This is a genomic window from Variovorax sp. (genome assembly GCF_035634955.1).
Classification (GTDB): Bacteria; Pseudomonadota; Gammaproteobacteria; order Burkholderiales; family Burkholderiaceae_C; genus Variovorax.
The window spans coordinates 155,798-181,017 of record NZ_DASQBZ010000020.1 but is presented as its reverse complement, the minus strand read 5'-3'; the positions used below and the strand labels follow the sequence as shown (position 1 = coordinate 181,017).

Sequence of the window (25,220 nt, the reverse complement as noted above, 5' to 3'; positions counted from 1 at the left end):
GCTCTCCAGGGAAGTTAGAAGGTGTGGGTGATGCCGAACTCGGTGCCGGTCGCGGGCCGGCCCGGGGTCGTGGGCACGCCGCCGAGCGAGTCGGCCGTGCCGTCGTCGTTGTGGATGCGCGCGACGGTGGCGTACAGCGACGTGCGCTTGGACAGCAGGTACTCGTACCCCAGCGCCATCTTGTCGCTGGCCAGGTCGCTCTGGCCCGCCACCTGCGGGTCGCGCTCGTAGTGGGCGTAGGACGCCTTGAGCACGCCCGGACCCATCGGCCACTTGAAGCCGACCAGGCCGCCCTTGCCCTCGCGCTCGCCCAGCTTGTCCTGGTGGTACTCGGCCATCAGCTTCAGGCCGCTGATCGCCTGGATCGACGGGCCGAAGGTATAGGCCACGCCGACGTTGGACAGCGTCAGGTCGCCGCTGGCGTACTGCGCGCGGCCGGTGGCGCCGGCAATGTCGAAGCCGCCGCTGCGCCAGCCGAGACGGCCACCGAGGTAGTCGCCGTCATGAGCGCCGGGTTGGCCGTCCACGTCGACGTTCTCGCCGCTGGCCGCCATCACCTGTCCGTAGAAGCCGCCGATGTTCTGCGGCAGGAAGTAGCCCACGCTGTTCGACGCGCGCGTGCCGACGTAGGCACCCAGGCCGCCCTGGCCGACGAAGTAGAGATGGTTCGCGCCGATGCCGCCGCCGGTACCGAACGGATCGAACAGCGCGGTGTTCCAGAAGGTCGGCGTGTAGTCGCGGCCCAGGCGCACCTCGCCGAAGGGTCCGAACAGGCTGACCGTGGCGCGGCGGCTGAAGCCGAAGCTGCCGGCCTGCACGCCATTGATCTGGTTGTTCACGTTGGTGGGGATGATCCCGCCGCTGTCGCTCTGCAGCCCGGCCTCGAGCCAGAACCCGGCGCCGTAGCCGCCGCCCAGGTCTTCTGTTCCGCGAAAGCCCAGGCGGCTGAAGCTGTTGCCGCTGCTGCTCATCTGCGTGCGGCTGCCGGCGTTCGGCCCGCTGCCCTCGGTGTAGACGATCGACGTGTCGAGCACGCCGAACACGGTGACGGAGGATTGGGCGAACGCGCCGTGCGCGGCCGCGAGCGCGCCGAGCGCCAGGAGGCTTTTCTTCATCATGGGAGTGGTAGGAACGGAAACGGAAAACGCAGGAAAGGACGAAACCACGCCGCGCAGCGCGGTGGATGCGCGGCCAACGGGACGCTAGACGTCGAGCACCACCTTCTTGCCCTTGCACAGGGACACGCAGATCATCATGGTCTTGCCCGACTCGCGTTCGAGCTTGGTCAGGATGCCGTCGCGGTGCTCGAGCTCGCCGTCGAACTCCAGCACCTGCGTCTCGCAGGCACCGCACACGCCTTCCTTGCAGCTGTGGTCTGGGTTCAGGCCGGCGTCGAGCAGGCTGTCGAGAATGGACTTGCCCGGCGGCACTTCCACGTTCTTGCCGCTCCTGGCGCACTCGACCATGAAAGTCTCGGTGGCGGGAGCCGCCTCGACATGCACGGCGGCGAACCGCTCGATGTGCGCATGCGGGTAGCCCAGCTGCTCGCAGGCCTTCTCGAAGCTGTCGAGCATGGGCGTGGGGCCGCAGCAGTAATAGTGGCTGTCGGCGCCCTTGCCCGCCAGCATGGCCTTCAGGTCGGGCGGCGCGCCTCGCTCGTCGTCGAAATGCCAGGTCAGCGCGATGCCTTTGTCCGCCGCCAGCTGCTCGATCGCCTCGCGAAAGGCCGACTCCTTGCGGTTGCGCGCGCAGTAGACCAGCTCCACCGGACGGCCGAGCGCCGCCAGGCGCTGGAGCATGCACCAGATCGGCGTGACCCCGATGCCGCCCGAGACCAGCACCGAGCGCGGCGCATCCTCGTGCAGCGCGAAGTTGTTGCGCGGCGCCGAGATCGGCAGCGTCATGCCCACGCGCAGCTGCTGGTGAACGTAGCGCGAGCCGCCGCGGCTCTTGCGGTCGTTGAGCACGCCGACCACGTAGCGCTGGCGGTCGGTGCTGGGATTGCACAGCGAGTAGCTGCGCACCAGGCCATTGGGCAGGTGCAGGTCGATGTGCGAACCGGCCTCGAACGCCGGGAACTCGACCTCGGGCGACGCCGGGCGGAACTCGACGCTGACGATGCCGTCAGCCTCGTAGCGCATCGTGTGCACCAGGGCATTCAGCGTGGGGGAAGACATGGCGTTACCTCGCGGGAAAGTCTGCGCCCGCGCGCACCGTGGCGCTGCGCAGGTCGGCGTCCAGGCGCACGGTGGCGTCGATCTCCACCCGCAGTTCGGGGAAGACCAGCGCGCTCACCGCCACCAGCGTGGACGCTGGATAGGGTTGGCCCTGGAAGAACTCGCGTCGCGCGCGGCCGACCTCGTCCTTGTCGGCGATGTCGGTCACGTACACGACCAGCTTCAGGATGTTGTGCACACCGCCGCCGGCAGCCTCGGCCAGCGCCTGGATCCTGCGCAGCACCAGCAGGGTCTGCGCATGGGCGCCCAGCGGCGCGCCGGCCTGCGCGGCCTCGCGCGTGGCCGGGTGCGCCGTCTGGCCCGAGACGATCAGCTCGGGACCGACGCGCAGCGCGTTCGACCAGGAGGCGTGCGGCAGGTCGGGCACCGCCTGGCAGGCGATGCGCTCGACGGGCACGGCGGTGGCCGGGGCCATCAGGCAGCCTTCTTCTCGAGCGCCGCCAGCTGCTGCTGCGCCAGGCCCTTGAGGTGGCGGCGCAGGCGGACGATGCCCAGGTCGTGCTGGTACAGGTTCTCGTGCTGGTTCGCGTCGGGCTCCATGTCCTCGATCAGCACGCGGTCCTGTTCGAGCACGTGCCAGTGGCGCGCCTCCAGGCGGTTCTTGTAGAGAAAGCGCCACGTGTCGCGCTGCCAGCCCTTGGGCAGCTTGCGCACGCGCCAGTGGAACACCGCGCTGAGCGTGGTCGAGATCGGCGTGTAGCTGCCGACGATGCCGAAGTTGCCGCCGGGCCCGCCGGTCTTCGGATACGGAATCTCCAGGCGCATCCAGTGCACGCCCGTGTCGGCCCACTCGGTCCAGTCGAAGTTGACGTTGCGCTGGCCCTCTTTCTCGAACACGAAGCCGGTGTCGGTCGGGCGCACGCCGAACTTGGCGGTGGCATCGCCCTCGGCCATGGAGTGCGACTGCTTGTGCAGGTAGGTGCCGTGCATCGGATCCATCACGTTGTCCAGCACGTAGCGGTAGTCGCCCTTCCATTCGGTGTAGCAAAGGAAGTGCGAGTACGTCTCGTCATCGGTCAGCTGCTCGGGCAGCACCAGCGGCGGCGGCGTCTCGACCGGCTCGCGGCTGTTGTAGAGCCACACCGCGCCGGCGCGCTCGGTCACGTGGAAATTGAAGGTCGCGTGCGCGCCCTCGAGCTTGCAGCCCGGACTGCCGGGCACACGGGTGACCACGCCGTCGCAGCGCACTTCGACGCCGTGGTACGGGCAGGACAGGCGGTCGCCGAGGATCACGCCCTGCGACAGCGGAGCGCCGCGGTGCGGGCAACGGTCTTCCAGGGCGTGGAGCGTGCCGGCCTGATCGCGCCAGAAGGCCAGCTTGCGCCCCAGCCGGCGCAGCGACACGGGCCGCTCCTTGATGAAGCTGCTCGGGCAGATCGGGTACCAGAGATCCTTCAGGCCGATCTCCAGCAATTGATCGACCGGGTCTTGAACGATGGGAATCATGTGGGGCTCCTTCTTGCGGGCGAGAACGTCAGGCGGCCAGTGCCGCCATGGCATCGCGATAGCTGGCCTCGGTCCACGGCGAGCCGTCGGGGCTCGACAGGCCGCTGTCGTTGAGGCTTTGCACCAGGGCCGGCAGGTCGTGAACGCCGGCGGCGAAGGCGCGCTCGATGGCATCGCCCAGCAGGTCCTCGTAGGTGGTGGGGGGGCGCTGGCGCGCCTGGTGGGGGTCGAGATAACGATCGGTCATGTGTCGCTCCTTCGAAGACGGGACAGGAAGATCCGGCGGCCTCACTGGCCGCCGTTGCGCACGCGTTCCCGGATGCGCTCGCGCGCCGGGACGAAGTCGTAGGTGGGATAGCACTCGGTGCTGAACACGCCCCAGGCGCGCCGCTCCAGTTCGACGTTGACCTGGGGCAGCTTCTCGGGCGGCAGCTCGAGCGTGAGGATCTGGCCCAGGCCCATGGCCACGGTCCAGGACACGATGCGGCAGCCCTCGGGCGGGAAGCTCTCCCACCAGTCGCTGGCCTTCATGCGCGCCTGCACGTCGTCCAGCGTCAGGCCGGGGTGGTGCTTGAGCACCACCGTCAGCAGCAGGGTCTGCGCCGGCGCGCTCATCACGCGCCCGCCGCGGCCTCGGCCGGTGCCAGCGGCACCGCCCAGGCGTCGTAGCCGTAGACCCAGTCGGCGTTGCCGCCGTCGCGCAGCCAGTTGTTGCCGCGCGAGCCCAGCTGCACGCGGCTGGTACGGTCCAGGCGGGCCTGCTCGTAGCGGCGCAGCGCCTCGGGCAGCTCCTGCGCCGGCACGCCTTCGAGATGGCGCGCGAGCACCACCGCGTCCTCGATCGCCATGCCGGCGCCCTGCGCCATGAAGGGCAGCATCGGGTGCGCCGCATCGCCCAGCAGCGCCATGCGGCCCAGGGTCCAGGCGGGCATCGGGTCGCGCTCGTACAGCGCCGTCTTCAGCACCGTGTCGCAGGCGTCCAGCAGGGCGCGCGCCTCGCCGTGGTAGTCGGCGTACTGCGCACGCAGTTCTTCCACGCTGCCCGGCGCCGTCCACGACTCCAGGTGCCAGGTGTCCTGCGCGGTGGTGGCGAAGATGAAGACGTCCTTGCCGCGGTTGAGCGGGAAGGTGACGATCTGGCTCTGCGGATTCGGCCCCCACCACTTGGTGAACGCGCCCAGGTTCGGCACGCCGGCGACGCGCTCGGCCGGCACCACCGCCCGGTAGGCGACGATGCCCGTGAAGCGCGGGCTTTCGGCGCCGAACATCGCCGTGCGCACGGCGGAATGGATGCCGTCGGCGCCCAACAGCGCCGACACGCGGGCCTCGCTGCCGTCCTCGAAGCGCACCGTCACGGCTTCGTCGTCCTGCGCGATCGACGCCGCGCGCTTGCCCAGCTGCACGCATTCGGCCGGCACCATGGCCGTCAGCGCGGCCAGCAGGTCGGCGCGGTGGATGGTCAGCTGCGGCGCGCCGTAGCGTTGCTCGGCGGCATCGGCCATCTCCAGGCGCGAGGTCTCCTCGCCGCTGTCGTAGCTGCGGCTGATGCGGTGCGACGGGCGGGCGGCGGTCACGCGGGCGGCCTCGCCGGCGCCCAGGCCGTCGAGGGCCCGCACGGCGTTGGGCGTGAGGTTGATGTCGGCGCCGACGCGGGCGAACTGCTTCGCCTGCTCGAACACCACCACGTCGTGGCCGCCGCGGCGCAGCGCGATGGCGGCCGCCAGGCCGCCGATGCCGGCGCCGACGATGCCGATGGGAAGGTCTTTGGTGGACATGCGTCTGGCTCCTGGCCTCACTGGGCTTTGATCTTGCGGGACTTGATGATCCCGGCCCACTGCTGGGTCTCGGCGCGGATGGCCGCGTCGAACTCGGCCGGCTTCATGGTCTGCGCGCTCATGCCCTGGGCCTTGAGCCGCTCGCCCACCTCGGGCTGGGCCAGGAAGTCGGCCGCGTCCTTGGCCAGCTGCTCGGCCACCGCCGGCGGCGTGCCGGCCGGCGCCAGCAGGCCGTACCACGACGTGACGTTGATGCCGTGGATGCCCTGCTCTTCCAGCGTGGGGATGTTCGGCGCCACCGGCGTGCGCTGCGCCTCGGTGATGCCCAGCGCCACCAGCTTGCCGTTCTGGATGAAGGGCAGCGTGGCCGGCAGGTTGCTGAACATCAGCGGCACCACGCCGCCGAGCACGTCGTTGAGCGCCGGCGCCGTGCCCTTGTAAGGCACGTGCAGGATGTCCACGCCGGCCTGCTGCTTGAACAGCTCGCCGGCCAGGTGCAGGCCGCTGCCCACGCCCGGCGAGGCGTACGACAGCGTGTTCGGCTTGGCCTTGGCCAGGTCCACCAGCTGGCCGGCGCTCTTGATGCCGGACGAAGGCGAGGCCACCAGCACGTTGGGCGCCTTGGCCAGCAGCGTGACCGGCACGAAGTCCTTCTGGATGTCGAACGGGAAGTTCGGCATCAGCGTCGGGTTGATGGTCAGGTTGCCGGCCGGGATCACCAGTAGCGTGTGGCCGTCCGGCTTGGCGCGCTTGACCTTGTCCATGCCGATGTTGCCGGCCGCGCCGGCCGCGTTCTCGACCACCGCCGCCTGGCCGTAGCGCTTGGACAGCCCTTCGGACATGATGCGCGCCAGCGTGTCCACCGGGCCACCCGGCGGGAACGGAGAGACGATGGTGAAGCGGTCCGAAGCAAGCTGCTTCTGCGCATCGCTCTGCGCAAACGCAGGCACGCAGAACGCCACCGCGGCAAGCGCAGCGAGGCATGTTCGGGAACACCCACGGAACCGGCTTTGCCGGGCCGTCGGGTGTGCCCCCTGGAAGGGGGTTGGCGAAGCGACACGAAGTGCGCGAAGACTGGGGGTGTTCATTTCTTCTCCGTTAGGAAGGCGCCCTTGGGCCCTTCGGCGTTCTTCTGGCGACGGGTGTTGCCGTCCAGGCCGCCGTCAACGGCCCATTCGGCGAACACGGTCGGGCCGGGTTCGAAATCGCGCGGCTGCCAGTCGGCAGTGAGCTGGTCCTCGTCGGCGTAGTACTCGATCAGTCCGCCGGCCGGGTTCTTGAAGTACCAGAAGTAGGCGGACGACACCGGATGCCGGCCCGGGCCAAGCTGGGTTTCCCAGCCGCAGCGCGAGAAATGCAGCCCGCCGCCGAACACCTCGTGGATGTCGCGCACGGTGAAGGCCACGTGGTTGATGCCGCGCTTGCCCGATGGCAGCTGCAGCAGGAACAGGTCGTGGTGGCCGCCGCTCGGCGCGCAGCGCATGAAGGCGCCGCGGCCCGGGTAGCGGTCCGACGAGACGAAACCGAAGCGCGATTCGTAGAACGCCTCCACCGCCTTCACGTCGGCCACGAAGAACACCACGTGGCCCACCTCGATCGGCGTGGCGCGGTCGTACACCGGCGCCGGCTGGTTGACGCGCTCGCGCGAACTCCAGGTGTTCATCACCGCGCTGGCCACGTTCACGTCGCGCTTGCGCGTGACCTGCAGGCGCACCGCCAGTCCGTTCGGATCGGTGCAGCCGATGCGGCGCGCGCCCTCCACTTCGCCGTCGAAGAAGCCGGGGTCGTTGGCGATGGCCCTGGCATAGCGCTCCAGGTCGGCCTCGCTCTCGACGCCCCACACCACTTCGCGCAGCGTCGGGCCGTCCTCGATGGCGGCCGGCAGGCCGGGCCGGTCCATGGCCGCCACGTCCACGCGGCAGCCGTTGAGGCATTCGAAGCGCAGGCCCTGGGCATCCTCGCCCAGCAGGTGCAGGCCCCAGTCGGCGAAGAAGCGGCCGCTGGTGGCCAGGTCGTCGGTCGTGTAGGTGATCTGGTCGATTCCGAGCACGCTCATGTCATACCTTTCCGGCCCATGCGATGGGCTCGTCGTTGGTGCCCCAGTACATGCTCTTTTGCTCCATGTACTGGAAGATGCCCTCGCGTCCCTTCTCGCGGCCCAGGCCCGAGTCGCGCCAGCCGCCGAACGGCGTGGAGACGGAGAACTGCTTGTAGGTGTTCACCCAGACGGTGCCGGCCTGCACGGCACGGCCGACGCGCCAGGCGCGCTTGAAGTCGCGGCTCCACACGCCCGCCGCCAGCGCGTAGACGCTGTCGTTGGCCTGCGCGATCAGGGAAGCCTCGTCGTCGAAGGGCATGGCCACCAGCACCGGGCCGAAGATCTCCTCCTGCGCGGTGCGGCTGGCGTTGGTCAGGCCTTCGAGGATGGTCGGCGTGTAGTAGTAGCCGCCGTCGCGGCCCTCGCCGTGCGGGCGCACGCCGCCGGTGCGGATGTGCGCGCCCTCGGACACGCCCAGCGCCACGTAGCGCTCCACGCTCTCGCGGTGCCGGGCGGTGATGAGCGGGCCCATCTGGGTGCGCTCGCTGGCCGGGTCGCCCACGCGCAGCGCGTTGGCGCCTTCGGCCAGGCGGGTGACGAACTCGTCGTAGATGGCGCGCGCCACGAACAGGCGCGAGCCGGCAATGCACGACTCCCCGGACGAGCTGAAGATGCCGTAGAGCACACCGGCCACGGCGTGGTCGATGTCGGCATCTTCCAGCACCATCGTGGCCGACTTGCCACCCAGCTCCAGCGAGACCGGCATCATCTTGTCGGCCGCGATGTGGGCGATGTGCTTGCCGGTGGTGGTGCCGCCGGTGAAGGACACGCGCTTGACCAGCGGGTGCTTGGTGATCGCGTCGCCGATCACCGAGCCCTTGCCGGGCAGCACGCTGACGATGCCCTTGGGCACGCCGGCCTGCTCGCAGATGCGCGCCAGCTCAAGCGCCATGAGCGGCGTGACCTCGGCCGGCTTGACCACCACCGCGTTGCCCGCGGCCAGCGCGGGCGCGAGCTTCTGCGCCTCGCTGGCGATGGGCGAATTCCAGGGCGTGATCGCCGCCACCACGCCCATGGGCTCGTGCACGCTCATCGTGACGAACGGCCCGCGCGAAGGCGTGAGCGTTTCCTCCAGCGTCTCGCAGGCGGCGGCGAAGAACTGGAAGGTGCCGGCCGCACTGGCCACCAGCGCGCGCGTCTCGCTGATGGGCTTGCCGTTGTCCAGGCGCTGCTTCTGGGCGAGGTCTTCGGCGTTCTCGCGGATCAGTTGCGCCACGCGGTACAGCACGCCGGCACGCTCGTGCGGCAGCTTGCGGGCCCAGCCGCTCTCGACGAAGGCGCGCTGAGCACCTTCGATCGCCTCGTCGACGTCCGCCAGGCTGGCCGCCTTCAGGCGCGCGACCGGCTCGCCGGTGGCCGGATACAGGCTTTCGTAGACGTCGCCGCCGCCCAGGCGCCATTCGCCTGCAATGCAGATGGGAAGGAGTTCGTTGGAAATCATGGCGTGTCGTTCTTTCAGATCGCCAGCGCGGCGACACGGTTGCGTACCGCACGCAAGGCGCTGTAGACGGTCAGCGCGGACGTCTTGGGGTTGGCGGGCAGCGGCTTGTTGCGCATGGTCAGCTCGAAGCTGCCGAACGCGCCTTCCGCCTCGACCAGGTGCACGTTGTCCTGCACGGCCGGGTCGGCCACCAGGCGCACCTGCGTGCGGTCCAGGCCGAGCCCGGCGAGCGACACGGTGGCCGCCACGTTGGCGTTCTTCGGGTAGAGCGACGCGGCCTCGCGCGCGCTGCCCTCGAAGATCACGGTCTCGGTCGTCAGCGCGTCCAGGTCGCGCCCCTGCTCGGCCGGCGTGCCCTTCCAGGCGCGCGGCGGCTTGCGGCCGGTGTAGCGCACGGTCTCCAGGCCGCCTGCGCGGGCGGCGGCCAGCGCATCGATGCCGCCGATGGCGCCGGCAATGAGCTGGACCTGCGTCCTGCCCAGGCCGGCAGCGCGCTCCAGCGCCTCGGGCAGCCCGGCGGCGGACAACGCCCCCACCGAGGCCACCACGCAAGGCGTGCCGCGCCGCAGCGCGGCCAGCACGTGCTGCTCGATGGCGGCATGGCCCGCGGCTTCGACCACCAGGTCGATGCCGGCCAGCGGCACGCTGCCGACCACTGCGGCGCCGGGCGCCAGGCGCGCGGCCACGTCGCGCGCGGCGGGCATGCCCTCTTCCGGCACCACGATGGCGGCGACCGCCAGCGCGCCGTCGCCGCGCAGCAGCTCCAGCAGCGCCGTGCCGATGGCCCCGCAGCCGACGAGCGCGATGCGTTGCATGCCCATGCTCACTTGGCAGCCACCGCGGCCGCTTCGCCCAGCGCCGGGATCTTGGTGATCTTGTTCGTCGGCGGGCCTGCAAAGGTGGTCTTGAAACCGCCGATGGACAGCATGTCGATCTCCAGCAGGAACGGACCCGGCTTGGCCAGCGCCTGCGCCAGGCCGCCTTCGAGGTCCTGCAGGCTGCTCACGCGGGCATGCGGCAGCGCCAGCGACTGGCACAGCTGCGCGTAGTCGGGCGTGTGCAGGTCCACGTAGGCGCGGCGGCCGCCGTACTGCACGTCCTGGATGTTCTTGATGACGCCGTAGCCCTTGTCGTTCATGAGCACGACGACCATGTCGGCCTGCTCCTGCACCATCGTCGCGAGCTCGCCCAGGTTGAGGATGAAGCCGCCGTCGCCGGCCAGGCAGAAGGTCTTGCGGCCCGAGGCGGTCACCGCCGCGCCGACGGCCGCGCCGATGGCCATGGGCATGCCCTGGCCGATGCCGCCGCCGGTGGCGTGCACGCCGGCGCTCGGCGCGAAGATGCGCAGCTCGCGGTTGCCCCACGTGCTGTTGGACACGGTCACGTCGCGCACCCAGTTGAAGTTGCTCCCTGCCACGCCCTGCAGCTGGCGCACCAGCTCGGCATACGGGCCGAGGCCGTCGCGCAGCGCGGCGACCGACTTGTCATGCGCCGCGCGCAGGTCGGCCAGCAGCGCCGGGTCCGCGCGGTAGCCCGCGGCCTCCAGGCGGTCGGCCAGGCCTTCGAGGGCCAGCGCCGAGTCGCCGCACAGGAAGCTGTCGGTGGCATAGCCGCGGCCCTCGGCCGCGCCGTCGGCGTCGATGCGGTAAAGCGGGCGCGGCAGCTTCAGCTCGTACTTGAGCGTCTCGTTGCCGCGCAGGCGCGAGCCCACCACCAGCATCGCGTCGCAGGTCTGGTAGAAGGCCTCGACCGCGGGCTGGATGTTGTAGGCGCCGAGCGAGCCGGCGTCGTCCTCGCGCACGGTGCCGCGGCCCTGTGTCGTCGTGACGATGCCCAAGCCCAGCTTCTGCAGGCGTGCGATGGCCGCGCCGGCATGGCGCGCGCCGCCGCCGACCCACAGCATCGGCCGCCTGGCGCGACGCAGGCTTTCGGCCAGGCGGTCCAGCGCGGCGGCCGACGGCACCGGCACCTCGACCGGCAGCGGCGACAAGTCGGCCGGCATGTCCATCAGCGACGACTGGATGTCGATCGGGATCTCCACGCTGACCGGCCCCGACGGCGCCGACAGCGCCAGCTGCACGGCGCGCTTGAGCGTGCCCAGCAGGTTGTCGGTGCTGCGCACGCGCAGCGCCGCCTTCGACACCGCCTTGAGCATGGTGAGCTGGTCCGGCGCCTCGTGGATGTACGACATGCCCTTGTCGAGGTAGGGCGTCTCGATCTGGCCGGTGATGTGCAGCAGCGGCGCGCCAGCGGTCAGCGCCTCGACCAGGCTGCCGGCGATATTGCCCGCCGCCGGTCCGGTGCTGGTCAGGCACACGCCCAGGCTGGCGGTGGAGCGGGCATAGGCGTCGGCCATGTTGCCGGCCCCGGCCTCGCCGCGCGCCGGCACGAAGCGGATCGCGCCGCGCTGCGCCATGGCGTCCAGGATCGGCATGTTGTGGATCGAGATGACCCCGAAGGCGGCCTTGACGCCGCATTGTTCGAGGAAGGCGGCGACGACGGCGCCGGCGGTGACTTGGTTGCTCATGGAATGCTCCGCGGGATTCATTGCGTGGGGATGCCGGTCAGGCGTGGCGGCTGTGGCCGCCGGAGATGTCCAGGTGCGCGCCGGTCGTGTACGACGACAGCGGCGACGCCAGGAAGACGATGGCGCGCGCCGCTTCCTCGGGCAGGCCGAGGCGGCCCAGCGGGATGTGCTTGGCGGCGGCGAGCTGGCGGGTCCAGGTCGGCCAGTCGAGCGACTTGTCCCCGCGCGCCTCGAAGCGGCGGCGCCACTGGCCGGACTCGATCAGCCCGATCAGGATGCCGTTGACGCGCACGCCCTGCGGCGCGAACTCGGTGGCCATGGAGCGCACCAGGTTGAGCAGCCCGGCGCGTGCGGCGGAGGTGGCGACCATGTGCGGCTCGGGCTGGCGCGCCAGTAGCGAGTTGGCGCACACGATGGAGGCGTCGCCGCATTGCGCGCGCTGCGCGGCCAGCTGCGGCAGGAAGGCGCGGGTCGGATGGATCACCGAGAAGAACTTGAGCTGCAGCTCCTCGGTCCAGGCCTGGTCCTCGGTGTTGGCGAAGGTCGACACGCGCCCCTGGCCGGCGTTGTTCACCAGCATCGACGCCGGGCCCAGCGCGGCCTCGCTCTGGGCGGCGAAGCTGCGCACGGCCTGGGCGTCGAGCACGTCGCAGGTGCGGGCGAACAGGCGGGCCTGCGGATGCCGCTCGCGCAGGCCGGTGACGGCGCGCTCCAGGCGCTGCGCGTCGCGCCCGCACAGCGCCACCGCGGCGCCGCAGGACAGCAGCAGGTCCACCGTGGCCAGGCCGATGCCGGACGAGCCGCCGGTGACCACGGCCACGCGGCCGGCCAGCGCATCGGCGGCCAGGAGGTTGCGGGAAGCGTCGAGAGTCATGTCTTTGATGTTCGCGAAGATGTCAGGCGCGCTGGCCGCCGCGCAGCGCGACGACCTTGCCGTTGGCGGCCGGCGCGTAGTTCAACAGGCCCGAGAGCTGGTCGGCGGTCTCGCGCACGCGGGCCACCATGTGATCGATCTGGCCTTCGATGTGGCCCGAGGGAATGGTCGCGCCGAGCGCGGCGACGATGTGGCCGCTGTGGTCGCGCACCGGCGCGGCAATGCTGGAGATGTTGGCCTCGAAGAAGCCTTCGCCCAGCACGTACCCGCGCTGGCGGTCGGACTGCACCATGTCGAACAGCTCGTGCACGTTCTTCGGCGTGCTCGGCGAGAAGGTCTCGAGCTTGTCTTCCGGATAGAGCGCGCGCAGCTGCGGCAGCGTGAGGTCTTCCAGCAGGATGCGGCCGAGCACCGTCGCGTGGGCCGGCAGGCGGGTGCCGACGTTGACCGAGCTGACGAAGGGCGAAGGCTGCGCGACCTTGGCCACGTAGACGATGGAGCGGCCGTCGCGCACGACCAGGTTGCAGGAGGTGTGCAGCTCTTCCGAGAGGCGCTGCAGCAGCGGCGTGCCGATCTGCGTGAGCTCGAGCGACGCGAGGTACTCGAAACCCAGGCGCAGCACCGACAGGCCGAGGCGGAAGTCGCGGCCGCCGTCGGTGCGCTCCAGGAAGCCCATGTTCTCGAGCGTGGCGAGCAGCCGGAACACCGTCGAGCGCGGCAGGTCGAGCCGGCGCGCCAGCTCGGGCGCCGACAGCTGCCGGTCGTCGCGGCTGAACTCGCACAGCAGGCGCAGGCCGCGCTCCAGCGCGGGCACGGTGTAGCGCTCGCTGCCTTCGGCCGTGATGTCGATGTCGCTCATGTCTCGTCCTCTGTTCTTGTCTTGTCTTCAGGTCGCCGCGCGCAGCAGCCGCGCGGTGGCCTGCGGCTGCTCCACGTAGCAGGCGTGGCCGGCCTCGGGCAGAAGTTGCAGGGGCACGCCGCAGGCGTGTGCGACCTGGGCGCACGCGTCCGGCGTCGTGACGACGTCGAGCGCGCCGCAGGCCACCTGCACCGGCATGGCCGGCGGCAGATCGGCCAGCACGACCGCACCGGCCAGCAGTTGCACGGCCTGCGAATAGCCGGCCGGATCGAGCCGGCCCATGTTCCAGCGCACCCATTGGCGGGCCAGTTCGCCGGCGTGTGCCGACAGCAGGCGCTGGTCGGCCTTGGCCGCCATGCCGGCGACGCCGTCGCGCGCCAATGTGTCCAGGCGCTGGGTGCGCACCCGCTCGGCCTGCTCTTCCTTGCCCGCCGCGCCGTAGCCGATGGCCGGGCTGAGCAGCACCAGCCGCGCGATGCGGCCGGCGGCGGGCGCGCCCGCGCGAGCCGCATGGGCCGCGGTGATGGCGCCCAGGGAATGGCCCACCAGCACGCAGCGCCCGATGTCCAGCGCCTCCAGCAGCCCATGCAGGCGCAGCGCATAGTCGGCGGCCACGGGCCGCGCGGCGGCCACCGGCGTCGATGCGCCATAGCCCGGCATGTCCCAGGCGATCACGCGGTCGCCCGCCTGCGCCAGCAGCAGCGCCGTCTCCAGCCACGAGGCCGCACCCGAGCCGATGCCGTGCAGGCAGACGAACACCTCGCCGCCCTGCCCGCCGGCCGTGCCGCACTCGCGCACCGACACCACCGCGCCGTCATCGAGCAGCACGCGGCGCGCGGCAAAGCGCGATTGCAGCCGATCGAGCTCGGCGGCAGGCACATCCATGGCAGGCGCAAGGTTCATGGCAGGTCTCGGGAGCAGGAAACTGCGTGGTCCTACCGCTTGATCTTTGCGAGCGGGTGATCGGCCGGATAGGTCGGCGTGATCGGCTTCTTGGCGCCCAGCATCACGCACATCAGCGCGTCCTCGTCGCCGATGTTGATTTCCTCGCGGTAGACGCCGGGCGGCACCGAGATCAGGTCGCGGTCGGTCATCACGGTCTCGAAGCGCTCGCCTTCGGGCGTGACCAGGACCACCTTGAGCTTGCCGCGGATGAGGAAGAACACTTCTTCCACGTCGGTGTGCAGGTGCGGCGGGCCTTCATGGCCGGCCGGAATCACCATGGTCGAGAAGGTGAAGTGCTCCGAGGGAACGGTGTTCGCATCGCTGGCCACGCCGGTGCCGCCGGTGCCGACGTAGCGCATCTGCGCACGGCGGTACTTGGGGTCGAAGTCGGCCTGGAACTTCAACGCGTCCCAGTCGTACTTGCGGGTGGAATAGCGCGCGATGCGCGTGTTCATCCACTGCTCCAGGCTCGCGCCCTCGGGGCGGTCGTAGCTCGCCGCGGCCGGGGTGATGTTCTTCTGATCGGAAAGGTCGCTCATTCCAGTTTCTCCTGAGGATGCGGGGTGACGAGGGTTCAATGCATGACGAAGCCGCCGTTGACGGCAAGCAGCTGTCCGGTGACGAAGCGCGACAGGCCCGACAGGGCGAACAGCACGGCGCCGCAGACGTCGGCCGCCTGCTGCTCGCGCGGGATGGCCCGGCCTTCGAGGTAGTACTGGTGGCGCGCGGCGGGCACGTATTCGGTGGCCTCGACCAGCGTCAGTCCCGGCGCGACCGCGTTGACGGTGATGTGCTCGCCGCCCCATTCGCGCGAAAGCGAGCGGGTCAGCGAGATGACCGCGCCCTTGCTCGATGCATATGCCAGCAGCTTGGGGGCGCCCCACAGCGCGGTGTCGGAGGCCAGGTTGACCACCGCGCCGCGGCCGGATGCCTTGAGCGCGCCGTGGCAGGCGCGGCTCATGAGCCAGGTGCCGCGCACGTTGACCTGCATGACGCGGTCCCAGGTGTCGATGTCCAGCGCATGCGCATCGCGCCCGCCGGAATTGGTGATGGCCGCGTTGTTGACCAGGCCGTCCAGGCCACCGAGCAGGCGGGCCGCCTCGGCGGCGCAGGCGTCGATGGAGGCCGGGTCGGACAGGTCCAACGCCAGCGCCTGCGCGTCGAAGCCAGCTTCACGCAACCCCTGCGCCTCCTTCAGCGCCAGCTCCGACAGGATGTCGGCCAGCACGACGCGGCCGCCGGCCTGCGCGATGGTGCGCGCGAACGCCAGCCCCAGGCCGCGCGCGGCGCCGGTCACCAGCACGCGCCGGCCGGCCAGCAGGTTGGCCGGCAGTTCGGCCAGCAGCGCGCGCAGGCTCTCGTTGTCGGGCAGGTAGGTGGCGTCGGTCATGGTTGCGGTTTCCGGGCGGTCATTCGGCGGTGATGCCGAATTCCTTGATCAGTTGGCCGAAGCGGTTGTAGGTGTCGGCCACGGTGGCCTGCAGTTGCGCGGGCGTGCCGCCGGTCGGGATCGCGCCCCAGGTGTTCATGCGCGGCTTGATGTCGGGCAACTGCACGATCTCGTTCATGTGGCGGTTGAGCAGGTTCACGACCTCGGCCGGTGTGCCCTTGGGCGCGAACAGGCCGTGGAAGCCCTGCACGTCCAGGCCCTGGTAGCCCAGTTCGGCGAAGGTCGGCACGTCCGGCGCCAGCGGCGAGCGGGCCTTGGAGGCGACCGCCAGCAGGCGCAGCTTGCCCCCGGGCAGGTGCGGCGCCACCGGGCCGAGCGTGATGTAGGTCAGCGGCACCTGGCCACCCAGCACGTCGTTGATGGCCGGCGCCACGCCGCGGTACGGCACGTGCATCAGCCGGGCGCCGGTGGCCTTGTTGGCCATCTCGCCCAGGATGTGCATGGGCGACCCGCTGCCCGGCGTGGCATAGGCGAGCTCGGTCTTCTTTGAGGCTTCGACGACCTCCTTGACGCTCTTGTAGGGGCTGGCGCTGGAGGCCACCAGGAACATCGGCAGCGTGTCCGCCTCGATGATGGGCGCGAAGCCGCCCAGCACGTCGTAGCTGCTGGAGCCGCTGGTCTTGAGCACGAACTGCGCGATGGCGAAGGTATTGGGTGCCAGCAGCAGCGTGTAGCCGTCCGGCGCCGCCTTCGACACGTAGGCGCTGCCGATCACACCGCTCGCGCCGGGCCGGTTGTCCACCAGCACCGGCTGGCCCAGGCGCTCCTGCAGCTTCTCGGCAAACATGCGCGCCAGCGCATCGGTGTCGCCACCGGCCGGATAGGCCACCACGATGGTGACCGGCCTGGCCGGGTAGGCACCCTGGCCGAATGCCGGCGCGGACAGGCCGGCCGTTGCGGCGGCAGCCAACGAAAGGCCGACGGCAAGCGTGCGGCGACGGGTGATCTTCATCGTGTGAGCCTTGCGCTGGGCCCGGATCCGCCTGGTGTATCGGACCCGAACCGGGTTTGTTTCACCTGTGAATCCACGTTTTATTTGTGGAACACGCGAAGGATAGCGCCGATCGGATTGTTAAAACTAGGTGAAAACCCTGAAACGCGCCCGGTCCGCTACGCTCTGCTGCCTTGCGCCATACCAGTCCGGAGTCCGCCATGAGCCCTGTTTTCCAGACCCCCGAATTGCGTGCCGCGTTTGCCCCCACCGGGGTGCTGCGCGCCTCCATCAACCTGGGCAATCCGATCCTCGCGGGGCGGCGCGCCGCCGACTCGGCGCCCTTCGGCGTGTCGGTGGACCTGGCCCGGGCGCTGGCCGCGGCGCTGGGCGTGGAGGTGGAACTGAAGGTGTTCGAGAAGGCGGCCGCCTCGGTCGAGGCGGTGCGAAGCGAAGTGGCGGACGTCGGCTTCTTCGCCATCGACCCCGCGCGCAGCGAGGGGCTGTCGTTCAGCGCACCCTATGTGCTGATCGAGGGCAGCTACCTGGTGCCCGCGGGCTCGGCCTTCCAGGCCAACCAGGACGTGGACCGGGATGGCGTGCGCGTCGCGGTCGGCCAGGGCAGCGCCTACGACCTGTTCCTCACGCGCGAACTGAAGGCCGCGAGCATCGTCCGCGTGGCTGGCGCCAGCGGCGTCATGCAGGCCTTGCGCGCCGGCCAGGCCGAGGTTGCCGCCGGCATCCGCCAGGTGCTGGAGGCCGAGGCCGAGGCATCGGCTGCCGGCCTGCGCATGCTGCCAGGACGCTTCATGGTGATCCAGCAGGCGATGGGCCTTCCCGCCTCGCGCGGGCCGCAAGCGGCGCAGGCGCTGAGATCGTTCGTGGAGTCGATGAAGGACAGCGGCAGCGTCGCCGACGCGCTCGCGCGCCACCAGGTGCAAGGGGCCAGCGTGGCGCCGCCAGCGGCCTGACGGCCATCCGCGGTCTCGACCATAAATATCACGTCGAGATATAATTGGCGGCTTTCCCCTGCCCGCCGCATGCCCGCCTCCCCGCCCCTGGCCAAGCACCATTTCGAGGTCTTGGCCGAGTTCCGCTACCAGATGCGCCGCTTCGAGCGGTTCTCCGAACTCGCCGCCCAGGGCGAGGGCATCACGCCGCAGCAGTACCTGCTCATGCTGCAGGTCAAGGGCACGCCCGGGCGCGACTGGGCCAGCGTCGGCGAACTGGCCGAGCGCCTGCAGATGACGCATCACGGGGCGGTGACGCTGGTCTCCCGCTGCGAAGGGCTGGGCCTGGTGGTGCGCCACGCCGACGCGGCGGACCGGCGCAAGGTGCAGGTCCACCTGACCGCGCAGGGCGGGCAGTTGCTGCAGCGCCTGGCCAACCTGCACCGCGCCGAGCTCGAGTCTCTGCGCGGCGTATTCGAAGTGCCACAGATCGATCTTCCTTCCCCATGACCCACGCACACGCCGAACGCGGCGACTTCGACCTCAACCGCCGGCTGCTGCCGATGGCCTTGCTGGCCTGCCTGATCGGCCTGCTGGCCACCGGCGGCGCCTGGGTGCTGCTGGCCATGATCCGCCTGTTCACCAACCTCTTCTTCTTCCAGACCCTGTCGCTGGAAAGCCGCTCGCCGGCCGGCCACGCGCTGGGCGCCGCAGTGATCGCGCTGCCCGTGCTGGGCGGGCTGATCGTGGGGCTGATCGCGCGCTTCGGTACCGACAAGATCCGCGGCCACGGCATCCCGGAGGCGATCGAGGCGATCCTGTTCAACAAAAGCCTGATGTCGCCCAAAGTGGCGGTCCTCAAGCCGGTGTCGTCCGGCATTGCCATCGGCAGCGGGGGGCCGTTCGGCGCCGAAGGGCCGATCATCATGACCGGCGGTGCCATCGGTTCTCTGCTGGCGCAGCACTTCCACCTCAGCGCCGCCGAGCGAAAGGCGCTGCTGGTGGCCGGTGCCGCGGCCGGCATGACGGCCGTGTTCGGCACGCCGCTGGCGGCCGTGCTGCTGGCCATCGAGGTGCTGCTGTTCGAGCTGCGCCCGCGCAGCCTGCTGCCGGTGGCACTGGCCTGCGCGGTGGCCGGCTTCGTTCGGCCCTGGGTGCTCGAGCCCGGGCCGCTGTTCGCGCTGCACGTCGGCCCGACCGACGGCTGGGCGCTGCCGGTCTGCCTGCTCGCGGGGCTGCTGTCGGGCCTGCTGGCCACCGGGCTGTCGCGCACGCTCTATGCCGTCGAGGACCTGTTCAACCGGCTGCCGGTGCACTGGATGTGGTGGCCTGCACTTGGCGGCATCGCGGTGGGCATCGGCGGCTTCCTGGAGCCGCGCACCTTCGGCGTGGGCTACGACGTCATCAGCGACCTGCTGCACCTGCAGATCGGCAGCGCGACGGTGCTTGCGATCGTCCTGGTCAAGACGGTGATCTGGATCATCGCCCTGGGCTCGCTCACCTCCGGCGGCGTGCTGGCGCCGGTCATGACCATCGGGGCCGGGCTCGGCGCCCTGCTCGCGGCGGTGCTGCCGGGACACGACGGCGCGCTGCTGCCCCTGCTGTGCATGGCCGGCGTGCTCGGCGGCGTGATGCATGCGCCGCTGATGGCGGCGGTGTTTGCCTTCGGCGTGACAGGCGATCCGTCGGTGCTGCTGCCGCTGCTGGCCACCACCGCGGTGTCCTACGGCTGCACGGTACTGCTGATGCGTCGCTCCATCCTCACCGAGAAGATCGCGCGGCGCGGGCGCCATGTCTGGCGCGAGATCAGCGTCGACCCGCTCGAGCGCCACTTCGTCGAGGAATGGATGACGCGCGAGGTGCAGACGCTGCCGGCGTCGATGACCGTGGCACAGGCGCTGGCGGGCCCCTTCGGCGCCGCGCAGCGCCACCGCGCCTGCCCGGTGGTGGACGACGACGGCCGCCTGCTGGGCATGGCCGACCGGGCCATGCTGCTGGCGCGGCCGGCGCACGAGACCTGCGCCGAGGCGTTCGCCGGTGCCGCCCCGCCGGCCTTCACGCTCGGCGGCGAACACTGCCGCACCGCCGCCACCCGCATGGCGCGGCTGGGCGTGGAGCGCCTGGCGGTGGTGGACGACGCCGCGTCGCTGCGGCTGGTCGGCCTGCTGTCGCGCAGCGACCTGGTCGAGCCGACGCTGTCGCACCACCACGAGGAAGAAGTGCGCGAGCGCAGCCGCGGCCTGCGCCGGTCGCCCGGGCCGCGGCCGCGCAAGGAAGCGATCGGCCACTGAGCGGCAAGCCAGCGCCGACGGCGCGCGGCTACTTCTGGTTCTGCGTGTAGACCTGGTCGAAGCTGCCGCCGTCGGCGAAGTGCGCCTTGGTCGCCTGCGTCCAGCCGCCGAAGGCCTCGTCGATGGTGAACAGCGCCAGCTTGGGGAACCGCGCGGCGTACTTGGCCTTGGCCTTCTCCGACGTCGGCCGGTAGAAGTGCTTGCCGGCGATGTCCTGGCCCTCGTCGCTGTACAGGTACTCGAGGTACGCCTCGGATACGGCGCGCGTGCCGCGCTTGTCCACCACCTTGTCGACCACCGTCACCGCCGGCTCGGCCAGGATCGACAGCGACGGCACGACGATGTCGAACTTCTCCGGGCCGAATTCCTGGATCGCGAGGAAGGCCTCGTTCTCCCAGGCCAGCAGCACGTCGCCCACGCCGCGCTGCACGAAAGTATTGGTGCTGCCGCGCGCGCCGGTGTCGAGCACCGGCACGTTGCGCAGCAACTTCGTCACGTAGTCCCTGGCCTGCGCGTCGCCGCCGTACTTGCGCCTGGCGAACTCCCACGCCGCCAGGTAGTTCCAGCGCGCCCCGCCCGAAGTCTTGGGGTTGGGCGTGATGACCTGCAGCCCCGGCTTGACCAGGTCGTCCCAGTCTTTCACGCCCTTGGGGTTGCCCTTCTTGACCAGGAACACGATGGTCGACGTGTAGGGAGACGAATTGAGCGGCAGGCGCTTCTGCCAGTCGGGCCTGACCCATTGGCCGTGCTCGACCAGCGCGTCGGTGTCGCCGGCCAGCGCCAGCGTGGCGACGTCGGCCTCCAGCCCGTCGATGATCGAGCGCGCCTGCTTGCCCGAGCCGCCGTGCGACTGCTTGATCGTCACCGCTTGTCCGGTCTTGTCCTTCCAGTGGGCGGCAAACGCCTTGTTGAAGTCGGCGTAGAGCTCGCGGGTCGGGTCGTAGGACACGTTGAGCAGCGTCACCGGCGCCGGCGCTGCCTGCTGCGCGAAGACAGCCGCCGGCGCGGCCAGCGCGGCGCCGGCCACGGCGGCCAGCCCTGCGGTTTGCTTGAAGAAGTTGCGGCGTCCGTTCATGGAAGTCCCTCGGGTCCTTGCGTGTGTTGGGTAGAGAAGAAGCGATCCGCCGGATTCTGGGGAGCCGCGGCGCAGGCTGGAACGACGGAGTTCCGGCTTCGATATGCGCAAACCGGATAAGGGGCCTGGCGCCCTTCCACCCTCTTCTCATAAGCAAACAACCCATAAGCAACCGAGAACTCTGTCGTTGGCAGCGCTGCCCACGGGACACAGAATCCGCCGCTACACCACCTTTCCAGCCCGTCGCGGCACCGTTGCGGGCCGCGCCACTTCGCCATGAACTTCCAGCAATTGCGCTCGGTCCGCGAGGCGGTGCGCTGCCACTTCAACCTCACCGACGCGGCCGAGGCGCTGCACACGTCGCAGCCAGGCGTGAGCCGGCAGATCCGCGAGCTCGAGCAGGAACTGGGCATCGAGCTTTTCGTGCGCGCCGGCAAGCGCCTTACCGGACTGACGGCGCCGGGCGCGCACGTGCTGCCCATCATCGAGCGCGTGCTGCTCGAGTCGGGCAACCTGCGCAAGGCGGGCGAGGACTTCGCGCTGCAGACGCAGGGCGAGCTCGCCATTGCCGCCACGCACACCCAGGCGCGCTACGCGCTGCCCGAGGCCGTGCAGGACTTTCGTGCGCAGTTCCCCGACGTGCGCCTGCGCCTGCACCAGGGATCGCCGCGCCAGGTGGCGCAAATGCTCATCGACGGCGAGGTCGACGTCGCCATCGCCACCGAGGCGCTGGCCGAGTATCCGCAATTCGTCGCGCTGCCCAGCTACCGCTGGACGCACGCGGTCATCGCACCGGCCGGCCACCCGGTGTTCGACGAACCGCTCACGCTGGAACTGCTGGCGCGCTACCCGCTCATCACCTACGACGCCGGACTGACCGGCCGCACGCGCATCGACACCGCCTTCGCGCAGGCCGGCATCACGCCCGAGATCGCGCTGGCCGCAATGGATGCCGACGTGATCAAGACGTACGTGGCGCTCGGCATGGGCGTTGGCATCGTCGCCGGCATGGCGTTCGAGGCCGAGCGCGACACGGACCTGCGCTCGATCGATGCCGGTGCGCTGTTCGGCATCAACCACACACGCCTGGCCATCCTGCGCGGCAACTATCTGCGGCGCTACGTGTATGCATTCATCGAGTCGTTCGCGCCGACGCTCACGCGCGAGGTGGTGGACGCGGCGCTGGCGGAGGATGCCGCCGGCGCGCAAGTGAAGCCGCCTGCCGACCGGCGCGACGGCGATGCGCCGGAGGCGCGGGGCGAGCGCCTCGACGAGGCGCTGGCGCTTGTGCAGGCGGCTTGATGCCGCAGTCGCAGCCTGCCCTGTTGCAGCTCGGGCGTCGATGTCCTCCGTCGTTCGACTCTGCGCTGCCCGCCTACTGAGCCTTGATTCCCAGTTCAGCTATCGATGCTGCCCAGCGTTTGCGCTCGCCATCCACGAAGTCCTGGACCTGGTCCTGCGACAACGGGCGCGTGACCACGCCCAGCTCCAGGAGCTTGTCGGTCAGGCGCTTTTCCTGGACTGCGTCGTTGACGTCGTGGTTGACCTTCGCGACCACTGCCGGCGACGTCGGCCGCTTGCCGAAGAGCACGAACCAGCCTTCGACTTCGACGCCGGGAAAAGCGTCGGACAGCGGCGCGACGTCCGGATAGGTGACGAGACGCTGGAGGGACGTGACGGCGAGTGGCTTGATGCGGTCCGACTTGAGCATCGATTCCACCCCGGGAATCCCGTCGATCAACAGGTCCGCGTCGCCGTTGACGACGGCCGTGAGCGCGCTGCCGCTGCTCGAGAACGGGACGATGTTGAGCTTTGCCTTCGCCCTGCGCTTGATGAGTTCGGCCGTAAGGTGCGGAAGCGAATAATTGCCCGTCACCGCCACATTGACGGTCTTGCCCGTGGCCGCCGCCTGTTGCAGGAATTCGCCGAGAGAGGCGCTGGCGCTGCCTGGCGCGGCCACGACCATCAGAGGCCCCGCGCCGACCAGCGCGGCCGGCACGAGGTCCTTGTCGACGTCGTAGTGCGCGCTCGCGTTGACGTGCGGCGTCACCGTCACGGTCGCTGCCTGCGCCAGGATGAAGACATGGTCGTCCGCTGGCGCGGCCTTGATGGCGTTCATGCCGATGATGCCGCTGGCGCCCGGCTTGTTCTCCACCACGATCTGCGCGCTCCAGCGCCGCCCGAGGCTGTCGGCCAGCACGCGTGCAATGACGTCGGGCGGGCTGCCGGCCGACGACGGAACGATCAGGCGAATCGGCTTGTGCGGCCAGTCGGCGGCATGTGCCAGGGGGCCGATGGACAGCGCGAGGGCCGCGATGAAGAGACGTCGATTGATGAAGCGTTTCATAGGCGGGCCAGTCTAGGCAGGCAGGTGCTCGCTGAAGAGATGGCGCAACGCTCGACTTGATAGCCCACAGTTATCGCTTGGCCGAACTCGCGGCGGCGCCGGGCTCGCGGCGCCTGCGGTCGTATTCGACGTGGCGGCGCAGCAGGGTCAGCATCCAGTCCGCGGCCGGGGTCAGCGGCAGGCCGGCGCGACGGATCAGGACGATGTCCGGTCCCGGCAACTGCTCCTGTATCCGGATCTGGGACAGCAGCGTCGACATGACCGGCGACTCGGCCCATTGCCTCGGCATGATCGCCAGCATGTCCGTGGACGCCAGCAGCGTCAGGAGCGCCGTGCCGTACTCGCACTGAATGGCGGCACGGGGCACCGGCAGGCCCAGCTCGATGAACATGCGATCATGTTCGTCCGCGGCCACGCCGGTGACGCCCGAGACGATCCACTGCGCCTGCGTCAGCTCGGCCAGTGAACGGCAACGCTGCAGCGGGTGTCCCTTGCGGCAGATGACGGAGCGGGAGTTGCGGAACAGGTCCTCGATGACGTATTCGTCGCCCAGCGGATGGGTCGGACGCGGGCCGATCGCGAAGTCGACCGCGCCGGACCTCAACTCGGGGAACATCACCGAATAGCTTCCCGAGATCACGCGCAGCGCGACGTCGGGAAACTTCTTCTGGAATGCGCTGACGGAGTCGGGCAGTCCGATGAGGGTGATGGCCGCGGACAGTGCGACGTTGACGCTGCCTCCGCCCTGCTTGAGTTCGCTGGCACCGCGCTGGAGTTCATTGATGGCGGCCTCGGCGCGCGGAAGGAAGGTCCGCCCGGCGGAACTGAGCACGGCACCCCGGGCGCTTCTTTCGAACAGTGCGCAGCCCAGTTCCTTTTCCAGTTGCTGGATGCTCTTGGTCAGCGACGGCTGCGTCAGCCCCAACTGGCGCGCGGCGGCGCGCAGGCTCCCGCTGCGGGCGGTGGTGACGAAATCGCGAAGTTGGTGCAGCTTCATGGCCGCGAGCGTGCACCAAAGCGATAACCGTTGGCAATCAGCATTGACCATACGCCATCTGGCATGGCGCAAACCGGACTCCTAAGCTGCCGGCATCACTTCCACATCCCGCGTCGCGGGAATTCGCCATGCAACTTGCTTCATTCCTGGTCGATGGCCGGGCGGCCTTCGGCGCCGTCCAGGGCGATCACGTCGTCGACCTTCATGCGGCGTTCGAAGGCCGCTTCGACGATCTCCGGGCCTACATTGCCGCCGGCATGCCACCGGCGCCCGCCACGGCAGGCACGCGGCACCCGCTGTCAGCGGTGGAACTGCTGCCGGTCATCCCCAACCCTTCGAAGATCATCTGCGTGGGGCTCAACTACCGCACCCACCTCGAGGAGACCGGAAAGGAACAAGGCGCGCAGCCAGTCATCTTCCTGCGCGTGGCCTCCTCCCAGCTGGCTCATGGCAAACCCATGCTGGTGCCGCGGGAGTCGGCGCGCTTCGACTACGAAGGCGAACTGGCGGTGGTGATCGGCAAGCCTGGACGACGCATCGCGCAGGCCGCGGCGTGGGACCACATCGCCGGCTACAGCTGCTACAACGACGGCTCGGTTCGCGACTGGCAGACGCACACGTCGCAATGGGCGCCCGGAAAGAACTTTCCTGCCACGGGTGCCTTCGGCCCTTGCATGGTGACGGCCGACGAGATCGACCCCGCCCGGGCACTGTCACTGGTGACCCGCCTCAACGGCGAAGAGGTGCAGCGCAGCAGCACCGACCTCCTGATCTTCGACATTCCCCGGATCATCGCGTACGTGTCGACGTTCATGCCGCTGGAGCCCGGTGACGTGATCGCTACCGGGACGCCGGGCGGCGTAGGCGCCAAGCGCACCCCGCCGCTGTGGATGAAGGCCGGCGACGTCGTCGAAGTGGAGATCGAGCGCATCGGCGTCCTGCGCAACCCGGTTGCAGCCGAAGCGTGAGGGAGATGG

The 25,220-nt window shown here is 70.0% G+C and carries 26 protein-coding genes; 5 read left to right on the top strand and 21 right to left on the bottom strand.

Annotated elements, in window-relative coordinates; genetic code table 11:
- Positions 1 to 14 precede the first annotated feature (14 nt).
- The 18 genes from VES41_RS10190 to VES41_RS10105 all read right to left on the bottom strand — a co-directional run bounded on the left by VES41_RS10190 (position 15) and on the right by VES41_RS10105 (position 16,604).
- On the bottom strand, positions 15 to 1,115 hold the full coding sequence (locus tag VES41_RS10190) for a porin (RefSeq protein ID WP_324816309.1): 1,101 nt from the start codon (positions 1,113 to 1,115) through the stop codon (positions 15 to 17).
- A gap of 87 nt (positions 1,116 to 1,202) precedes the next feature.
- Positions 1,203 to 2,177 (bottom strand): PDR/VanB family oxidoreductase, encoded by a 975-nt coding sequence (locus tag VES41_RS10185; protein WP_324816307.1) that lies wholly within the window; start codon positions 2,175 to 2,177, stop codon positions 1,203 to 1,205.
- A gap of 4 nt (positions 2,178 to 2,181) precedes the next feature.
- Positions 2,182 to 2,652, bottom strand: coding sequence for a RidA family protein (locus tag VES41_RS10180; protein ID WP_324816306.1), 471 nt, complete (start codon positions 2,650 to 2,652; stop codon positions 2,182 to 2,184).
- Positions 2,652 to 3,683, bottom strand: a complete 1,032-nt coding sequence (locus VES41_RS10175) for an aromatic ring-hydroxylating dioxygenase subunit alpha (protein ID WP_324816305.1) — start codon at positions 3,681 to 3,683, stop codon at positions 2,652 to 2,654. The genes VES41_RS10180 and VES41_RS10175 overlap by 1 nt, the downstream gene beginning before the upstream one ends.
- Before the next feature lie 28 nt (positions 3,684 to 3,711).
- Positions 3,712 to 3,930 (bottom strand): recombinase-like helix-turn-helix domain-containing protein, encoded by a 219-nt coding sequence (locus VES41_RS10170; RefSeq protein ID WP_324816304.1) that lies wholly within the window; start codon positions 3,928 to 3,930, stop codon positions 3,712 to 3,714.
- Between the two features lie 41 nt (positions 3,931 to 3,971).
- The gene (locus VES41_RS10165; protein WP_324816303.1) at positions 3,972 to 4,298 is read right to left on the bottom strand and encodes a hypothetical protein; all 327 of its coding nucleotides are present in this window, start codon (positions 4,296 to 4,298) and stop codon (positions 3,972 to 3,974) included.
- Complete coding sequence (locus VES41_RS10160) at positions 4,298 to 5,458, bottom strand: FAD-dependent monooxygenase (RefSeq protein WP_324816302.1); 1,161 nt, start codon at positions 5,456 to 5,458, stop codon at positions 4,298 to 4,300. The genes VES41_RS10165 and VES41_RS10160 overlap by 1 nt, the downstream gene beginning before the upstream one ends.
- Before the next feature lie 17 nt (positions 5,459 to 5,475).
- Positions 5,476 to 6,408, bottom strand: coding sequence for a tripartite tricarboxylate transporter substrate binding protein (locus VES41_RS10155; protein ID WP_324816300.1), 933 nt, complete (start codon positions 6,406 to 6,408; stop codon positions 5,476 to 5,478).
- Between the two features lie 134 nt (positions 6,409 to 6,542).
- Complete coding sequence (locus tag VES41_RS10150) at positions 6,543 to 7,514, bottom strand: VOC family protein (protein ID WP_324816299.1); 972 nt, start codon at positions 7,512 to 7,514, stop codon at positions 6,543 to 6,545.
- 1 nt (position 7,515) lies between these two features.
- Positions 7,516 to 8,997: an aldehyde dehydrogenase gene (locus VES41_RS10145; protein WP_324816297.1), complete on the bottom strand. Its 1,482-nt coding sequence runs from the start codon at positions 8,995 to 8,997 to the stop codon at positions 7,516 to 7,518.
- Between the two features lie 14 nt (positions 8,998 to 9,011).
- Entirely contained in the window at positions 9,012 to 9,812 is an 801-nt protein-coding gene (locus VES41_RS10140) for an aspartate dehydrogenase (RefSeq protein ID WP_324816295.1), read from the bottom strand.
- 8 nt (positions 9,813 to 9,820) lie between these two features.
- The gene (locus tag VES41_RS10135) at positions 9,821 to 11,524 is read right to left on the bottom strand and encodes a thiamine pyrophosphate-binding protein (RefSeq protein ID WP_324816294.1); all 1,704 of its coding nucleotides are present in this window, start codon (positions 11,522 to 11,524) and stop codon (positions 9,821 to 9,823) included.
- A 37-nt stretch (positions 11,525 to 11,561) separates the two neighbouring features.
- Positions 11,562 to 12,398: an SDR family oxidoreductase gene (locus tag VES41_RS10130; RefSeq protein ID WP_324816293.1), complete on the bottom strand. Its 837-nt coding sequence runs from the start codon at positions 12,396 to 12,398 to the stop codon at positions 11,562 to 11,564.
- Between the two features lie 22 nt (positions 12,399 to 12,420).
- Positions 12,421 to 13,257 carry an IclR family transcriptional regulator gene (locus VES41_RS10125; protein ID WP_324816291.1) on the bottom strand — a complete coding sequence of 279 codons (837 nt, stop codon included), beginning with the start codon at positions 13,255 to 13,257 and terminating at the stop codon, positions 12,421 to 12,423.
- A gap of 27 nt (positions 13,258 to 13,284) precedes the next feature.
- A complete protein-coding gene (locus VES41_RS10120) occupies positions 13,285 to 14,160 on the bottom strand; it encodes an alpha/beta hydrolase (RefSeq protein ID WP_324816289.1) in 876 nt (291 codons plus the stop codon).
- Between the two features lie 32 nt (positions 14,161 to 14,192).
- Complete coding sequence (locus VES41_RS10115) at positions 14,193 to 14,741, bottom strand: cupin domain-containing protein (RefSeq protein ID WP_324816288.1); 549 nt, start codon at positions 14,739 to 14,741, stop codon at positions 14,193 to 14,195.
- Positions 14,742 to 14,776: 35 nt separating this feature from the next.
- Positions 14,777 to 15,592, bottom strand: a complete 816-nt coding sequence (locus VES41_RS10110) for an SDR family oxidoreductase (RefSeq protein WP_324816286.1) — start codon at positions 15,590 to 15,592, stop codon at positions 14,777 to 14,779.
- 19 nt (positions 15,593 to 15,611) lie between these two features.
- On the bottom strand, positions 15,612 to 16,604 hold the full coding sequence (locus tag VES41_RS10105; protein WP_324816285.1) for a tripartite tricarboxylate transporter substrate binding protein: 993 nt from the start codon (positions 16,602 to 16,604) through the stop codon (positions 15,612 to 15,614).
- 200 nt (positions 16,605 to 16,804) lie between these two features.
- Between VES41_RS10105 and VES41_RS10100 the strand changes: the two genes are divergently transcribed.
- The 3 genes from VES41_RS10100 (at position 16,805) to VES41_RS10090 (ending at position 19,824) form a co-directional block, all read left to right on the top strand.
- Entirely contained in the window at positions 16,805 to 17,554 is a 750-nt protein-coding gene (locus tag VES41_RS10100; protein ID WP_324816284.1) for a transporter substrate-binding domain-containing protein, read from the top strand.
- A 69-nt stretch (positions 17,555 to 17,623) separates the two neighbouring features.
- Positions 17,624 to 18,043 (top strand): MarR family winged helix-turn-helix transcriptional regulator, encoded by a 420-nt coding sequence (locus VES41_RS10095; RefSeq protein ID WP_324816283.1) that lies wholly within the window; start codon positions 17,624 to 17,626, stop codon positions 18,041 to 18,043.
- Complete coding sequence (locus tag VES41_RS10090) at positions 18,040 to 19,824, top strand: chloride channel protein (RefSeq protein WP_324816282.1); 1,785 nt, start codon at positions 18,040 to 18,042, stop codon at positions 19,822 to 19,824. The genes VES41_RS10095 and VES41_RS10090 overlap by 4 nt, the downstream gene beginning before the upstream one ends.
- Positions 19,825 to 19,852: 28 nt before the next feature.
- On the opposite strand, the gene VES41_RS10085 is transcribed toward VES41_RS10090, so the two are convergent.
- Complete coding sequence (locus VES41_RS10085) at positions 19,853 to 20,899, bottom strand: sulfate ABC transporter substrate-binding protein (RefSeq protein ID WP_324816281.1); 1,047 nt, start codon at positions 20,897 to 20,899, stop codon at positions 19,853 to 19,855.
- A gap of 276 nt (positions 20,900 to 21,175) precedes the next feature.
- On the opposite strand from VES41_RS10085, the gene VES41_RS10080 reads away from it, so the two are divergent.
- Complete coding sequence (locus VES41_RS10080; protein ID WP_324816280.1) at positions 21,176 to 22,201, top strand: CysB family HTH-type transcriptional regulator; 1,026 nt, start codon at positions 21,176 to 21,178, stop codon at positions 22,199 to 22,201.
- A gap of 73 nt (positions 22,202 to 22,274) precedes the next feature.
- Here the strand turns inward: VES41_RS10080 and VES41_RS10075 are convergent, their stop codons facing one another.
- The gene (locus tag VES41_RS10075; protein ID WP_324816278.1) at positions 22,275 to 23,246 is read right to left on the bottom strand and encodes a tripartite tricarboxylate transporter substrate binding protein; all 972 of its coding nucleotides are present in this window, start codon (positions 23,244 to 23,246) and stop codon (positions 22,275 to 22,277) included.
- A gap of 70 nt (positions 23,247 to 23,316) precedes the next feature.
- Positions 23,317 to 24,243: a LysR substrate-binding domain-containing protein gene (locus tag VES41_RS10070; protein ID WP_324816275.1), complete on the bottom strand. Its 927-nt coding sequence runs from the start codon at positions 24,241 to 24,243 to the stop codon at positions 23,317 to 23,319.
- Positions 24,244 to 24,371: 128 nt separating this feature from the next.
- Between VES41_RS10070 and VES41_RS10065 the strand changes: the two genes are divergently transcribed.
- Positions 24,372 to 25,211, top strand: a complete 840-nt coding sequence (locus tag VES41_RS10065) for a fumarylacetoacetate hydrolase family protein (RefSeq protein ID WP_324816273.1) — start codon at positions 24,372 to 24,374, stop codon at positions 25,209 to 25,211.
- Positions 25,212 to 25,220 lie beyond the last annotated feature (9 nt).

What these genes read in the sequence shown, in the direction of transcription:
- VES41_RS10190 (WP_324816309.1), bottom strand. Translation starts at nt 1,115, where the DNA reads ATGAAGAAAAGCCTCCTGGCGCTCGGCGCGCTCGCGGCCGCGCACGGC.
- VES41_RS10185 (WP_324816307.1), bottom strand. Translation starts at nt 2,177, where the DNA reads ATGTCTTCCCCCACGCTGAATGCCCTGGTGCACACGATGCGCTACGAG.
- VES41_RS10180 (WP_324816306.1), bottom strand. Translation starts at nt 2,652, where the DNA reads ATGGCCCCGGCCACCGCCGTGCCCGTCGAGCGCATCGCCTGCCAGGCG.
- VES41_RS10175 (WP_324816305.1), bottom strand. Translation starts at nt 3,683, where the DNA reads ATGATTCCCATCGTTCAAGACCCGGTCGATCAATTGCTGGAGATCGGC.
- VES41_RS10170 (WP_324816304.1), bottom strand. Translation starts at nt 3,930, where the DNA reads ATGACCGATCGTTATCTCGACCCCCACCAGGCGCGCCAGCGCCCCCCC.
- VES41_RS10165 (WP_324816303.1), bottom strand. Translation starts at nt 4,298, where the DNA reads ATGAGCGCGCCGGCGCAGACCCTGCTGCTGACGGTGGTGCTCAAGCAC.
- VES41_RS10160 (WP_324816302.1), bottom strand. Translation starts at nt 5,458, where the DNA reads ATGTCCACCAAAGACCTTCCCATCGGCATCGTCGGCGCCGGCATCGGC.
- VES41_RS10150 (WP_324816299.1), bottom strand. Translation starts at nt 7,514, where the DNA reads ATGAGCGTGCTCGGAATCGACCAGATCACCTACACGACCGACGACCTG.
- VES41_RS10145 (WP_324816297.1), bottom strand. Translation starts at nt 8,997, where the DNA reads ATGATTTCCAACGAACTCCTTCCCATCTGCATTGCAGGCGAATGGCGC.
- VES41_RS10140 (WP_324816295.1), bottom strand. Translation starts at nt 9,812, where the DNA reads ATGCAACGCATCGCGCTCGTCGGCTGCGGGGCCATCGGCACGGCGCTG.
- VES41_RS10135 (WP_324816294.1), bottom strand. Translation starts at nt 11,524, where the DNA reads ATGAGCAACCAAGTCACCGCCGGCGCCGTCGTCGCCGCCTTCCTCGAA.
- VES41_RS10130 (WP_324816293.1), bottom strand. Translation starts at nt 12,398, where the DNA reads ATGACTCTCGACGCTTCCCGCAACCTCCTGGCCGCCGATGCGCTGGCC.
- VES41_RS10125 (WP_324816291.1), bottom strand. Translation starts at nt 13,257, where the DNA reads ATGAGCGACATCGACATCACGGCCGAAGGCAGCGAGCGCTACACCGTG.
- VES41_RS10120 (WP_324816289.1), bottom strand. Translation starts at nt 14,160, where the DNA reads ATGAACCTTGCGCCTGCCATGGATGTGCCTGCCGCCGAGCTCGATCGG.
- VES41_RS10115 (WP_324816288.1), bottom strand. Translation starts at nt 14,741, where the DNA reads ATGAGCGACCTTTCCGATCAGAAGAACATCACCCCGGCCGCGGCGAGC.
- VES41_RS10110 (WP_324816286.1), bottom strand. Translation starts at nt 15,592, where the DNA reads ATGACCGACGCCACCTACCTGCCCGACAACGAGAGCCTGCGCGCGCTG.
- VES41_RS10105 (WP_324816285.1), bottom strand. Translation starts at nt 16,604, where the DNA reads ATGAAGATCACCCGTCGCCGCACGCTTGCCGTCGGCCTTTCGTTGGCT.
- VES41_RS10100 (WP_324816284.1), top strand. Translation starts at nt 16,805, where the DNA reads ATGAGCCCTGTTTTCCAGACCCCCGAATTGCGTGCCGCGTTTGCCCCC.
- VES41_RS10095 (WP_324816283.1), top strand. Translation starts at nt 17,624, where the DNA reads ATGCCCGCCTCCCCGCCCCTGGCCAAGCACCATTTCGAGGTCTTGGCC.
- VES41_RS10090 (WP_324816282.1), top strand. Translation starts at nt 18,040, where the DNA reads ATGACCCACGCACACGCCGAACGCGGCGACTTCGACCTCAACCGCCGG.
- VES41_RS10085 (WP_324816281.1), bottom strand. Translation starts at nt 20,899, where the DNA reads ATGAACGGACGCCGCAACTTCTTCAAGCAAACCGCAGGGCTGGCCGCC.
- VES41_RS10080 (WP_324816280.1), top strand. Translation starts at nt 21,176, where the DNA reads ATGAACTTCCAGCAATTGCGCTCGGTCCGCGAGGCGGTGCGCTGCCAC.
- VES41_RS10075 (WP_324816278.1), bottom strand. Translation starts at nt 23,246, where the DNA reads ATGAAACGCTTCATCAATCGACGTCTCTTCATCGCGGCCCTCGCGCTG.
- VES41_RS10070 (WP_324816275.1), bottom strand. Translation starts at nt 24,243, where the DNA reads ATGAAGCTGCACCAACTTCGCGATTTCGTCACCACCGCCCGCAGCGGG.
- VES41_RS10065 (WP_324816273.1), top strand. Translation starts at nt 24,372, where the DNA reads ATGCAACTTGCTTCATTCCTGGTCGATGGCCGGGCGGCCTTCGGCGCC.